Source organism: Variovorax sp. SPNA7 (genome assembly GCF_033807855.1).
In the GTDB taxonomy this organism is placed as follows: Bacteria; Pseudomonadota; Gammaproteobacteria; order Burkholderiales; family Burkholderiaceae_C; genus Variovorax; species Variovorax beijingensis.
On the sequence record NZ_CP138513.1, the window covers coordinates 2,789,909 to 2,802,483 of the forward strand.

General features: G+C 64.7%; 14 protein-coding genes. 8 read left to right on the top strand and 6 right to left on the bottom strand.

The features are described from left to right. Positions 1-18: 18 nt before the first annotated feature. Together RZE77_RS12960 and RZE77_RS12965 are read left to right on the top strand one after the other, a co-directional pair. The gene (locus RZE77_RS12960) at positions 19-1,713 is read left to right on the top strand and encodes an NAD+ synthase (RefSeq protein ID WP_319442178.1); all 1,695 of its coding nucleotides are present in this window, start codon (positions 19-21) and stop codon (positions 1,711-1,713) included. Continuing rightward, positions 1,710-2,048, top strand: coding sequence for a P-II family nitrogen regulator (locus RZE77_RS12965; protein WP_012747471.1), 339 nt, complete (start codon positions 1,710-1,712; stop codon positions 2,046-2,048). Before RZE77_RS12960 ends, RZE77_RS12965 begins: the two co-directional genes overlap by 4 nt. A 24-nt stretch (positions 2,049-2,072) precedes the next feature. Here RZE77_RS12965 and RZE77_RS12970 read toward each other — a convergent pair whose 3' ends face one another. Genes RZE77_RS12970 through RZE77_RS12995 form a run of 6 tightly spaced genes read right to left on the bottom strand, consistent with a single transcriptional unit; the run spans position 2,073 to position 5,582 of the window. Next, positions 2,073-2,663 (bottom strand): LOG family protein, encoded by a 591-nt coding sequence (locus tag RZE77_RS12970; RefSeq protein ID WP_319432289.1) that lies wholly within the window; start codon positions 2,661-2,663, stop codon positions 2,073-2,075. A 31-nt stretch (positions 2,664-2,694) separates the two neighbouring features. After that, positions 2,695-3,102, bottom strand: coding sequence for a diacylglycerol kinase (locus tag RZE77_RS12975; protein WP_021007099.1), 408 nt, complete (start codon positions 3,100-3,102; stop codon positions 2,695-2,697). Further along, positions 3,099-3,665 (bottom strand): RDD family protein, encoded by a 567-nt coding sequence (locus RZE77_RS12980; RefSeq protein WP_319442179.1) that lies wholly within the window; start codon positions 3,663-3,665, stop codon positions 3,099-3,101. The genes RZE77_RS12975 and RZE77_RS12980 overlap by 4 nt, the downstream gene beginning before the upstream one ends. 14 nt (positions 3,666-3,679) lie before the next feature. Further along, complete coding sequence (locus RZE77_RS12985) at positions 3,680-4,546, bottom strand: DUF3106 domain-containing protein (protein ID WP_319442180.1); 867 nt, start codon at positions 4,544-4,546, stop codon at positions 3,680-3,682. A gap of 50 nt (positions 4,547-4,596) precedes the next feature. Continuing rightward, the gene (locus tag RZE77_RS12990; protein WP_319442181.1) at positions 4,597-5,019 is read right to left on the bottom strand and encodes a DUF3619 family protein; all 423 of its coding nucleotides are present in this window, start codon (positions 5,017-5,019) and stop codon (positions 4,597-4,599) included. Next, the gene (locus tag RZE77_RS12995) at positions 5,016-5,582 is read right to left on the bottom strand and encodes an RNA polymerase sigma factor (protein WP_047783529.1); all 567 of its coding nucleotides are present in this window, start codon (positions 5,580-5,582) and stop codon (positions 5,016-5,018) included. The genes RZE77_RS12990 and RZE77_RS12995 overlap by 4 nt, the downstream gene beginning before the upstream one ends. Positions 5,583-5,866: 284 nt before the next feature. Between RZE77_RS12995 and RZE77_RS13000 the strand changes: the two genes are divergently transcribed. The 6 genes from RZE77_RS13000 (at position 5,867) to leuA (ending at position 12,573) form a co-directional block, all read left to right on the top strand. Continuing rightward, positions 5,867-7,651, top strand: a complete 1,785-nt coding sequence (locus RZE77_RS13000; protein ID WP_319442182.1) for an acetolactate synthase 3 catalytic subunit — start codon at positions 5,867-5,869, stop codon at positions 7,649-7,651. Positions 7,652-7,786: 135 nt separating this feature from the next. Continuing rightward, the gene (ilvN, locus tag RZE77_RS13005) at positions 7,787-8,278 is read left to right on the top strand and encodes an acetolactate synthase small subunit (RefSeq protein ID WP_012747479.1); all 492 of its coding nucleotides are present in this window, start codon (positions 7,787-7,789) and stop codon (positions 8,276-8,278) included. A gap of 55 nt (positions 8,279-8,333) precedes the next feature. Beyond that, positions 8,334-8,606 carry a DUF4282 domain-containing protein gene (locus RZE77_RS13010; RefSeq protein ID WP_319442183.1) on the top strand — a complete coding sequence of 91 codons (273 nt, stop codon included), beginning with the start codon at positions 8,334-8,336 and terminating at the stop codon, positions 8,604-8,606. 53 nt (positions 8,607-8,659) lie between these two features. Further along, positions 8,660-9,676, top strand: a complete 1,017-nt coding sequence (gene ilvC, locus RZE77_RS13015; protein WP_093019123.1) for a ketol-acid reductoisomerase — start codon at positions 8,660-8,662, stop codon at positions 9,674-9,676. A 184-nt stretch (positions 9,677-9,860) separates the two neighbouring features. Beyond that, positions 9,861-10,685 (top strand): CDP-diacylglycerol--serine O-phosphatidyltransferase, encoded by an 825-nt coding sequence (gene pssA, locus RZE77_RS13020; RefSeq protein ID WP_021007106.1) that lies wholly within the window; start codon positions 9,861-9,863, stop codon positions 10,683-10,685. A 184-nt stretch (positions 10,686-10,869) separates the two neighbouring features. Beyond that, the gene (leuA, locus tag RZE77_RS13025; protein ID WP_319442184.1) at positions 10,870-12,573 is read left to right on the top strand and encodes a 2-isopropylmalate synthase; all 1,704 of its coding nucleotides are present in this window, start codon (positions 10,870-10,872) and stop codon (positions 12,571-12,573) included. Positions 12,574-12,575: the final 2 nt, after the last annotated feature.

The window sequence follows — 12,575 nt, forward strand, 5'->3', positions numbered from 1 at the left end:
CCTTTTTCTTCCTTCCGTATGACGCTCAAGCTCGCCATCGCGCAACTCAATTTTGTGGTGGGCGACCTCGCCGGCAACGCCAGGAAAATCGTCGATGCCGCGCGCCAGGCCCATGCCCAAGGTGCGCGTCTTCTGCTGACGCCCGAACTCTCGATCGCCGGCTATGCGGCAGAGGATCTTTTCCTGCGGCCCGCCTTCACCGAAGCTTGCGATGATGCCGTGAAAGGCATTGCCGCCGCGCTGGCCGATCTCAAAGACATGGTCGTGGTGGTGGGGCATCCGACCGGCGGCAGCCTGCGCAGCCGCTCGGTGGCGGTGCAGATGCGCTACAACGCCGCCAGCGTCATCAAGGAAGGCCGCATCCTCGAGACCTACGCCAAGCGCGAACTGCCGAACTACCAGGTGTTCGACGAACGCCGCTACTTCACGCCGGGGCAGGGCACCTGCGTGTTCGAGGCCGGCGGCGTTTCGGTGGGCGTGCTGATCTGCGAAGACGCCTGGTTCGACGAGCCGGCCGAACTGGCCCGCGCGGCGGGCGCCGAAGTGCTGGCCGTCATCAACGCTTCGCCCTACCACGTCGGCAAGGAAGGCGAGCGCGTGGCGCGGATGGCCGACCGCGCGCGCGCCGTGGGCCTGCCGCTGGTCTATGCGCACCTGGTGGGCGGGCAGGACGAAGTGGTCTTCGACGGTGCCTCCTTTGCGCTGCAGGCCGACGGCGCGCTGGCCATGCAGGCCGAGAGTTTCAAGGAGAGCCTGGTCTTCATGCAGCTGGAGCGCTCGCCCCAGGGCGTGGGCGTGGTGGCGGCGCCTTCGGCCATCGCTGCGCCGCGCGAAGCGGAAGCCCAACTGTGGGATGCACTGGTACTGGGCGTGCGCGACTACATCGGCAAGAACGGCTTTCCAGGCGCCATCCTGGGGCTCTCGGGCGGCATCGACTCCGCATTGGTGCTTGCCGTCGCGGTCGATGCACTCGGCAAGGACAAGGTGCGTGCCGTCATGATGCCTTCGCCCTACACCGCCGACATCAGCTGGATCGATGCGCGCGAAATGGCCACCCGCCTGGGCGTGCGCTACGACGAGATCTCGATCAAGCACACCTTCGAGTCGTTCAAGGGTGCCCTGGCCGAGGAATTCAAGGGCCTGCCCGAGGACACGGCCGAGGAGAACATCCAGGCCCGCATCCGCGGCACCCTGCTGATGGCGCTGTCGAACAAGTTCGGCTCGATCGTTCTCACCACCGGCAACAAGAGCGAGATGGCCACCGGCTACTGCACGCTCTATGGCGACATGGCGGGCGGCTTCGCGGTCATCAAGGACCTGCTGAAGACCACCGTGTTCGCGCTGGCCCGCTGGCGCAATGCCCACGACCCGTACGGCACCGGCGCTTCGCCGATTCCCGACCGGATCATCACGCGGCCCCCGAGCGCCGAGCTGCGGCCCGACCAGACCGACCAGGACAGCCTGCCGCCCTACGACATCCTCGACGGCATCCTGGCACGCTACATGCAGGACGACGAGGGCATCGACGAGATCATCGCCGCCGGCTACGAGCGCGCGGTGGTCGAGCGGGTTGCGCGGCTCATCAAGATCAACGAATACAAGCGGCGCCAGGCGCCTGTGGGCATTCGGGTGACCCACCGGAGTTTCGGCAAGGATTGGCGTTACCCTATCACCAGCAAGTTCAACGAAACCGCCGGAGCGCAAAAACCATGAAGCAGATCACCGCCATCGTCAAACCCTTCAAGCTCGAGGACGTACGCGAAGCCCTGGCTGAGGTGGGCGTTACCGGCCTCACAGTGACCGAGGTCAAGGGCTTCGGGCGCCAGAAGGGGCATACCGAGCTCTATCGTGGTGCGGAATACGTGGTCGACTTCCTGCCGAAGATGAAGGTGGAAGTGGTCGTCAACGAAGGCGACGTGGAGCGCTGCATCGAAGCCATCGTCAATTCCGCGCGCACTGGCAAGATCGGCGACGGAAAGATCTTCGTCACCGGCGTGGAGCGCATCGTGCGCATCCGCACCGGCGAGGAAAACGAGAACGCCGTCTGAAAAAGCCCGCCCTCGGGAAGCGCGCTACAGGTTTTCGGCCAACCGGTCGTCGCGGGGGTGCAGCGGCACTTCGGCGCGCAGCGCGCTGAGCAGTTCGGTGGGGTTGGTGCCGGTGCGGATCAGCTCCATCTGCCAATCGCCCATGAAGCCCTCGCGCACGCTGTGCGCCAGGAAGCCCAGCAGGCCGTCGTAGTAGCCGGCGGTATTGAGAATACCGGTGGGCTTGTCGTGGTAGCCGAGCTGGCGCCAGGTCCAGATTTCGAACAATTCCTCGAAGGTGCCGATGCCGCCCGGCAGCGCGACGAAGGCATCGGCGCGCTCGCCCATCATGGCCTTGCGCTCGTGCATGGTGTCGACCACGTGGAGCTCGTCGCACAGAGGGTTGGCCAGTTCCCGGTCGACCAGCGCCTTGGGAATGATGCCGACGACGCGGCCGCCGGCGTTGCGGGTGGCTTCGGCCACCGTGCCCATCAGGCCGGTGCGTCCGCCGCCGTAGACCAATTGGCCGCGGTGCTGGCCGATCCACTGGCCGACCGCTTCCGCGGCCCTGGAAAACTCCACTCGCTCGCCGGGTCGCGAGCCGCAATACACACAGATCGAAAATTCAGGATTCATGCCGCCATCATGCCTCGTGCGGCGGGCGTCTTCATGACGCGAAGTGCTGCCACAGCGCCGCCAGCCAGATGCCCCCGCACAGCGTGAGCGACAGCAGCACGGCGGCGCTGCCCATGTCCTTGGCACGCTTGGAGAGGTCGTGCCATTCGGGGCCGATGCGGTCGATGGCGGCCTCGACCGCGGTGTTGAGCAGCTCGACGATCATCACGAGGATGGCGCTGCCGGCGAGCAGAGCCACTTCGATCCAGCTGCGGCCGAGCCAGAAGGCCGCCGGGATCATCACGATGGCCATGATGGCTTCCTGGCGGAACGCCGGCTCGCTCCAGCCTGCGCGAAGGCCGTGCAGCGAGATCAGGGTGGCATGCCATACCCGCTCCAGGCCCTTGCGGGCCTTCTGCGGGTTCACGGCGGGATCGGGAAGCTTGGGGAGGGCACTCATCGGCGGCTCATCGGCTTGGAGGTTATGAGCCGCGTACCGGCCCAGGCGTCGTGCCAGAACTGGCGCTCGGGGTGAAAGCGCGCCAGCAATGCCCAGACGGCGACCCATCCGAAGATCAGCACCGTGGATTCTCCGCCCGAAAGCTTGAAAGGCGCGATGGCGGCCAGCGGCGGCAGGAACCAGATCCAGCTGAGCAGGTAGCGCGCGAGGGCGCGGGTCTGGGTGATGGGGCGCCCGTGCGTATCGACGATGCGGATGTTCCAGGTCTTCATGGCCAGCGTCTGTCCGCGCGCCCAGAACCAGACGAAATAAACGCCGAACACCACGAACAGGAAGGCCTGGAGCAGGTGCCGGCGGGAATCCATGGCATCCCGCATCTGGCCGAGCGTGCTGAACAGCCAGCCCGCGACGAACACCACCGCGAACAGCAGCATGCCTTCATACAGCCAGCATGCCATTCGGCGCCACAGGCCGGGCACTATCAGAAGAGGAGCGCTGGAGGGAGTGTCTGCAAGCGATGAGGAGGGATTCGATTCCGAGAACTCGGAAGAATGTGAAGCCATCGAAACCTTGGGAATCAGGGGGGCGAGGACTGCTCGGCGCCACGGCCTGCAGGGTTGGAGGCGGACGATGGCGGCGGAACCTGGGTGGTGGCCGCCGATGATGGCATGGGCACCTGGGCCTCGGCCGGAATTGGCTGCAACGCGGCGCTGGAAGCGTCGGGCGGGGAGGGCGTGGACACGGCGGACGGGACGCGTTCCGGCGGCGACGCCACCACGACGGCGGCGGCAGGCGCCGCGGCCGGCAGGGGCGAGGCAGGCGGGGCCAGCATGATGCGGGGCGTGTGCTGCCCGGCAGGCGTCACGGCCGGTACCGTCACCAGCTTCTGTGCAGGAACCGGACGCACCGGAATGGCGGCACCGCGCGGCTTGGCGGGGGCGCGCTCCGCCAGCCGCCGCTTTTCTTCCTCGCTCAGGGCCTGGTACTGCTCCCACTTGGCCTTGCGTTCGTCGGCAGGGACGCGCTTCACCTCGGCAAAGTTGAGGCGCGCCTGGGCCCGCTGCTGATTGCTCAGGGCTGCCCATTCGATCATGCGGCTGTGCAGGGTGGTTTGGTCATCGGCCGACATGTTCGCGTAGTTGCGTGACAGTGCCAGCCATTTGCGCTTGTGCCCCGGGTTCAGGGCGTGCCAATGCGACGCGAGCGGCCGCAGCGCCTGCTGCTGCTCCGCGCTGAGTTCGCTCCAGTACGGCTTGGTCGCCGGAGCGGTCTTCGAAGACGAAGAAGCCGAGGCCGTTGCCGCCTGCGCGGCACCGCCGGCAGATTTGAGCGGCGGCTCGGACCGGGGCTGGGCGCCGGCGAGCGTCAGGCCGAACAACGCAGCGGCAAGCGCGCCCGCCCAAATGACAGCGCCCGACGTTGGCGGGCGCAGCGGGCGGGGCATATCGGTGCGGGAAACGGGAGGGCGTCGCATTCGTTCAACAGAGAAATGACTCAGTCGGAAGCGCCATCGGCCTTGAGGAACTGGGCAAAACCGGGGTCGGTGTAGGCGGCAGGGGGAAGATCGTCCGTCAACAGGGCGGAATCGACTTCCGCCAGTTCGCTCGCCCGGTCCTCGTCCTGCATCACGCTGATGGTGATCAGCCCTGCAACCAGCGCGAGCAGGGGCACCACCGACCCGATGCGGGTCCACCAGCCGCCGCCCATCGTTGCCACATGCCCGGACTGCATGACCACCGAAGCCGAGCGCAACTGGGGCGCCTGCTTGCGCATGGCGACGGCTTGTGCGCGCGCCACCCGCAGCCGCTCGCCGATGTCGTGCGGCAGCTCCTGGCTGCCGTCGGACAGCCGCGCAGCGACGCGCCGGCCGAATTGATCCTCGGCAGCAAAAGAAGAGGTTGGAACCTTAGTGTTCATAGCGAAATTCCCTTGGCTTTGAGCGCCTTGCTCAGGGCGTGTACGGCCCGCGAACAATGGGTTTTGACGCTGCCTTCGGAGCAGCCCATTGCAGCGGCCGTCTCCGCCACATCCATTTCTTCCCAGTAACGCATCAGGAAAGCCTCGCGTTGACGACCTGGCAAAGCCGCGATCTGTTCTTCGATCTCGTGGAAGACCTGGGCGCGGCGGGTCGTGTCCTCGGCACTCTCCGTTTCTCTGGAGTCGGTTGGCGAGACGAAGTTCTCCAGCAGATCGAAATCTCCGTCGTCCCCGGCGGATTCGAAGTCGCCGAGGTTGGAGAACAGGGCACGGCGGGTTTTCTGCCGGCGGAACCAGTCGAGCGTGCAATTCGAAAGAATGCGCTGGAACAGCATCGGCAGCTCTTCCGGCGGCTTGTCGCCGTAGTGCTGCGCCAGCTTCATCATGCTGTCCTGCACGATGTCGAGCGCCGCCTCCTCGTCCCGCACGTGGTAGACCGAGCGCTTGAAAGCGCGCCGTTCGACGCTCTTCAGAAAGTCGGAAAGTTCTTGTTCAGTGGCCAAGCGAGAGGGGGCGCCGCGGGCGCCGCGTGGGAAATGGGGAGTCGGGAAGCGCTTGTGTTTTTCTGCCGCGGATTATGCCCCGGTGCCTTTTCACGGGGATTTCTGCGCGGCGGCGGGCTCATCAATGTCATAATCCGCGCTGCAAGTCAAAAGGCAAACGGGTCACGGTCCGGCGGAACATCAGTCCGCTCATGGCTTTGGCCTCAAGTCCTGGCGCGGCCCCACAAGGGTTGGCAAGGGGCACCCAAGGTTTTTCGTTCCCGAAAAAACTCCAAAGGTTGATCATGGAAATCTCGAAGGCGGAACTCGCTTCCGCAGCAGCCGCGTCTTCTGGCGCCGGCAACCCAACGCAAGAACTCATGGGCGCTGAAGTGCTGGTCAAGGCACTGCAGGCCGAAGGCGTCCAGTACATCTGGGGCTACCCCGGCGGCGCGGTTCTGTACATCTACGACGCGTTCTACAAGCAGGACACCATCCAGCACGTGCTGGTACGCCACGAGCAGGCAGCCGTCCACGCGGCCGACGGCTATGCGCGCGCCACCGGCGAGGTCGGCGTGGCGCTGGTCACCTCTGGCCCCGGCCTGACCAATGCGGTCACCGGCATCGCCACGGCGTACATGGACTCGATCCCGATGGTGATCATCTCGGGCCAGGTGCCCACCGCCGCCATCGGCCTGGACGCCTTCCAGGAATGCGACACCGTGGGCATCACCCGCCCCATCGTGAAGCACAACTTCCTCGTCAAGGATCCGAAGGACCTGGCCATGACGATGAAAAAGGCCTTCCACATCGCCCGCAGCGGCCGCCCCGGCCCGGTGGTGGTGGACGTGCCCAAGGACGTTTCGTTCAAGAAGGTGCCGTACGCCGGCTATCCCGACAAGGTCGAGATGCGCTCGTACAACCCGGTGCGCAAGGGCCACGGCGGCCAGATCCGCAAGGCGCTGCAACTGCTGCTGAACGCCAAGCGCCCCTACATCTACACGGGCGGCGGCGTGCTGCTGGGCAACGCCTGCAACGAACTGCGCACGCTGGTCGACATGCTCGGCTACCCGGTCACCAACACGCTGATGGGCCTGGGCGCCTATCCGGCGAGCGACCGCAAGTTCCTGGGCATGCTGGGCATGCACGGCACCATCGAAGCCAACAACGCCATGCAGAACTGCGACGTGCTGCTGGCCGTGGGCGCGCGCTTCGACGACCGCGTGATCGGCAACCCCAAGCACTTCGCGACGAACGAACGCAAGATCATCCACGTCGACATCGATCCGTCGAGCATCTCCAAGCGCGTGAAGGTCGACATCCCGATCGTCGGCGACGTGAAGGACGTGCTCACCGAGCTGATCTCGATGATCCGCGAGAGCACCACCAAGCCCGACGCCGGCGCGCTGGCCGACTGGTGGAAGACCATCGAGGCCTGGCGCTCGCGCGACTGCCTCAAGTACGACCGCGGCAACAAGGACGTGATCAAGCCGCAGTACGTGGTCGAAACGCTCTGGAACATGACCAAGGACGCCGACGCGTACATCACGTCGGACGTGGGCCAGCACCAGATGTGGGCCGCGCAGTACTACCGCTTCGACGAGCCGCGCCGCTGGATCAACTCGGGCGGCCTGGGCACCATGGGCGTGGGCATTCCGTACGCCATGGGCATCAAGCTCGCGAAGCCCGATTCCGAAGTGTTCACCATCACCGGCGAAGGCTCGGTGCAGATGTGCATCCAGGAACTCTCCACCTGCCTGCAATACAACACGCCGATCAAGATCTGCTCGCTCAACAACCGCTACCTGGGCATGGTGCGCCAGTGGCAGGAGATCGAATACTCCGGCCGCTACAGCCACAGCTACATGGATGCGCTGCCCAACTTCGTGAAGCTGGCCGAGGCCTACGGGCACGTCGGCATGCTGATCGAGCGTCCGCAGGACGTGGAGCCGGCGCTGCGCGAAGCACGCAAGCTCAAGGACCGCACGGTGTTCATGGATTTCCGCACCGACCCCACCGAGAACGTGTTCCCGATGGTCAAGGCCGGCATGGGCATCACCGAGATGCTGCTGGGCTCCGAGGATCTCTGATCGATCCCCGGCACATTCGCTTCAACCACTCTTACTGACGAATCTATTGCCCGCCGAGCCCGCGCATTACCGTGCACGGGGGAGGGCGGCGAAAGCGAAAGCTTCCGCGCAGGCGAAAAGAGGAGTCACGCAAACATGAAACACATCATTGCAGTGCTGCTGGAAAACGAGCCGGGGGCTCTTTCCCGCGTGGTGGGCCTGTTCTCGGCCCGTGGCTACAACATCGAATCGCTGACCGTCGCGCCGACCGAGGACGCGAGCCTCTCGCGCATGACCATCGTCACCGCCGGCTCGGACGACGTGATCGAACAGATCACCAAGCATCTCAACAGGCTGATCGAAGTGGTGAAGGTCGTCGACCTGACCGAAGGCGCGTACACGGAGCGCGAACTCATGATGGTGAAGGTGCGCGCGGTCGGCAAGGAGCGCGAGGAAATGATGCGCATGGCCGAGATCTTCCGCGGCCGCATCATCGACGTCACGGACAAGAGCTACACCATCGAGCTCACCGGCGACCACGGCAAGAACGACGCTTTCCTGGAAGCGATCGACCGTAGCGCTATCCTCGAGACTGTCCGCACCGGTGCCAGCGGCATCGGGCGCGGCGAGCGCATCCTGCGCGTGTAGGGGGTGAAGATCCCCTCAGTTCCACTGTCCTAAACCAACACACGAGGAGAAGGTAATGCAAGACCTGCTGGGCTTCGAGAAGATGGTCACCCCGATCGTCATCCGGATACTGTATTTCCTGGGGTTGCTGGTGGTATTGATTTCCGGCGTGGGCGCGCTTTTCAGCGGCGGCTTCAGAGGCATTCTTACCGGCATCGCCATCTTGATTTTTGGCGCGATCATGGTTCGCGTCTACAGCGAATTGCTGATCCTGCTGTTCCGCATTCACGACAACCTCGTGTCCATCAACCAGCAAATGAAGGACCGGAATCCCTCCGGTCAACTGTGAGTGAACGCACCCCCGCGCAGGGGGTGCCAGAGATTAAATAGGAAAGACGCATCATGAAGGTTTACTACGACAAGGACGCCGACCTCAGCCTCATCAAGGGCAAGACGGTCGCAATCATCGGTTACGGCTCGCAAGGCCATGCGCATGCGCAGAACCTGAACGACAGCGGCGTCAAGGTCGTGGTCGGCCTGCGCAAGGGCGGTGCCTCCTGGCCCAAGGTCGAGAAGGCCGGCCTCAAGGTCGCCGAAGTGGCCGACGCCGTGAAGGCCGCCGACGTGGTCATGATCCTGCTGCCCGACGAGCAGATCGCCAACGTCTACAAGAACGACGTGGCACCCAACATCAAGGAAGGCGCATCGCTCGTCTTCGCGCACGGCTTCAACGTGCACTACGGCTTCGTTCAGCCGCGCGCCGACCTCGACGTGTGGATGGTCGCTCCCAAGGCCCCCGGCCACACCGTGCGCAGCACCTACACGCAAGGCGGCGGCGTGCCCCACCTCGTGGCCGTGCACCAGGACAAGACCGGCAAGGCGCGCGACCTCGCGCTGAGCTACGCCACCGCCAACGGCGGCGGCAAGGCCGGCATCATCGAGACCAACTTCCGCGAAGAAACCGAGACCGACCTGTTCGGCGAACAGGCGGTTCTGTGCGGCGGCACGGTCGAGCTGATCAAGGCCGGTTTCGAAACTCTGGTGGAAGCCGGCTACGCGCCCGAAATGGCGTACTTCGAATGCCTGCACGAGCTCAAGCTGATCGTCGACCTGATCTATGAAGGCGGCATCGCCAACATGAACTACTCGATCTCGAACAACGCCGAATACGGCGAGTACGTCACCGGCCCGCGCATCGTGACCGAAGAGACCAAGAAGGTCATGAAGCAAGTGCTCAAGGACATCCAGACCGGCGAATACGCCAAGAGCTTCGTGCTGGAAAACGCTGCGGGTGCTCCCACGCTGATCAGCCGCCGCCGCCTGAACTCCGAGCACCAGATCGAAGTCGTCGGCGAGAAGCTGCGCGCGATGATGCCGTGGATCAAGAAGAACAAGCTGGTCGACCAGACCCGCAACTGATCCGCCAATGAAGCGGGTGCCGCGGCACCCGTTTTCCGAGGGCCACCCGCCGGGGTGGCCTTTTTTCATGAGGGGGCGAACCATCCCCCTGAACTACACTGCGAACCCATGCGATTTACAGACCAGGAAGCTATCGGACGGATAGCTGTTCGCGCAGTGCCCACGAGGGACGGAGGCAAATTCAATGCATGACGACACGGTTCCCGACGAGGTGCCGCCGCGCAAGCGCCGCAAGGGCATCTACATACTGCCGAACCTGTTCACGCTCGCCGCGCTGTTCGGCGGCTTCTATTCGGTCGTGATGGCGATGAACGCGCGCTTCGATCTTGCGGCGCTCGGCGTCTTCGCCGCAATGATCCTCGACAGCCTGGACGGCCGCGTGGCCCGCATGACCAACACGCAGAGCGCGTTCGGCGAGCAGATGGATTCGCTGTCGGACATGGTTTCGTTCGGGGCCGCTCCTGCGCTCATCGCCTACGAATGGTCGCTCAAGGGCCTGGGCCGCTGGGGCTGGATCGCGGCCTTCGTGTACTGCGCCTGCGCGGCGCTGCGCCTGGCGCGCTTCAACGTCAATACCGGCGTGGTCGACAAGCGCTGGTTCCAGGGGCTGCCGTCGCCGGCGGCGGCGGCGCTCGTGGCCGGCTTCATCTGGCTCATGACCGAGTGGGGCAAACGCGGCGGCGAGGTGCTGTATCTCTCGTGGACGCAGATCACGTGGATCACCTTCGCGTTCACGCTCTATGCGGGACTTTCGATGGTCACCAATGCGCCGTTCTACAGCTTCAAGGACGTCCAGATGAAGAAGAGCGTGCCTTTCGTGGTGATCGTGCTCATTGCGCTCGGCATCGCCGTCATCAACATCCATCCGCCCACGGTGCTTTTCGGCCTCTTCGTGGCCTATGGCCTGAGCGGCTATGTGGTCTATGCGTGGCGCAAGGCCAAGGGGCAGCAGGCGAGCGTGATCAGCACCTCGACCGAAGAGCCCGACGAGCGGGGCTTGCATAACTGAAGCCGGCTTGTGCTACATTCCCAATCCTCATGACCAAGATTTCGCTGCTGGCCCTACTAGCCCTCCCTCACGGGCGGAGACGGTAGCGCACGCGCAAATCCCTCACCACGGCCCGTTCGCACCAGCAACGGGCCGTTTGTCTTTGGGGTTGCTGGTTGATTCCAACCATCACAGAGAAATCGACATGCTGAAGCAACCTCAAGCCAAATACCGCGCATTCGCCCCGATCGGCCTCAAGGACCGCACCTGGCCCGATGCCGTGCTGACCAAGGCCCCGATTTGGCTGTCGACCGACCTGCGCGATGGCAACCAGGCGCTGGTCGAGCCGATGGACATCGCCCGCAAGATGCGCATGTTCGAGACGCTCGTGGCCATCGGCTTCAAGGAAATCGAGGTCGGCTTTCCCTCCGCCTCGCAAGTCGAATTCGACTTCGTACGCAAGCTGATCGAAGAAGACCGCATTCCCGACGACGTGACGATCCAGGTGCTGACGCAGGCGCGCGACCATCTCATTGCCCGCACCTTCGAATCGCTGCAGGGCGCACCACGCGCCATCGTCCACCTCTACAACGCGGTGGCGCCCGTGATGCGCCGCGTGGTGCTCGGCATGGACGAGGACCAGATCGTCGAGCTTGCGAGCAGCCATGCGCGCATGTTCAACGAATTCGCCGCCAAGCAGCCGGCCACGAAGTGGACCTTCCAGTATTCGCCCGAAATGTTCTCGGGTACCGACGTCGTGTTCTCCAAGCGCGTGGTCGATGCGGTGACGGAAGTCTGGGCGCCGACGCCAGAGCGCAAGTGCATCGTCAACCTGCCCACCACGGTCGAGCATTCCACGCCAAACATCTTTGCCGACATGATCGAGTGGATGCACCGCAACCTCGCGCGCCGCGATTCGATCGTGCTGTGCGTGCACCCGCACAACGACCGCGGCACCGGCACGGCGGCCGGCGAACTGGCGCTGATGGCGGGCGCCGAGCGCATCGAAGGCTGCCTGTTCGGCAACGGCGAGCGCACCGGCAATCTCGACCTCGTGAACGTCGCGCTCAACCTCTACACGCAGGGCGTTTCGCCCGAACTCGATTTCTCGAACATCGACGAGATCCGCGCGACGGTCGAGCACTGCAACCAGATCCCGGTGCATCCGCGCCATCCGTATGTGGGCGATCTCGTCTACACCTCGTTCTCGGGTTCGCACCAGGACGCGATCAAGAAGGCCTTCGCGGCGCGCAAGGACGGCGACATCTGGGACATGCCCTACCTCCCGATCGACCCGAAGGACGTGGGCCGCAGCTACGAGGCCGTGATCCGCGTCAACAGCCAGTCGGGCAAGGGCGGCATGGCCTACCTGCTCGAAAGCGAATACGGCCTCGAGATGCCGCGCCGCCTGCAGATGGAATTCATGCAGGCCGTGCAGCGCGTGATGGACGTGGCCGGCAAGGAACTCACTGCCGCCGACCTCTGGGAGCTGTTCGTGCGCGAATACGGCCTCGAGGCCGCGCATTCCTTGCAGCACCGCGTGATCGAGGAAGAAGGCGAGGGCGCCAGCGCCTCGGTGGTGCTGCGCGGCGACCTGCCCTGGGACGGCGAGATCCGCGCCATCGAAGGCCGCGGCAACGGGCCGATCGACGCCTTCACGCAGGCACTGAGCAAGGCCACCGGCCATACCGTGCGCGTGATGGACTACCACCAGCACGCCATTGGCGCGGGCGCCGATGCCAAGTCGGTGGCATACCTCGAACTGCGCGTGGACGACGCCCAGACGCTGTTCGGCGTGGGCATCGACGCGAACGTGATCTCGGCTTCGCTGAAGGCCATTGTCTCGGGCGTGCAGCGCGCGCGGACCCGCGGCGCGCACAGCGCACAATCGGTGGTTGAGCTCGCCTGACG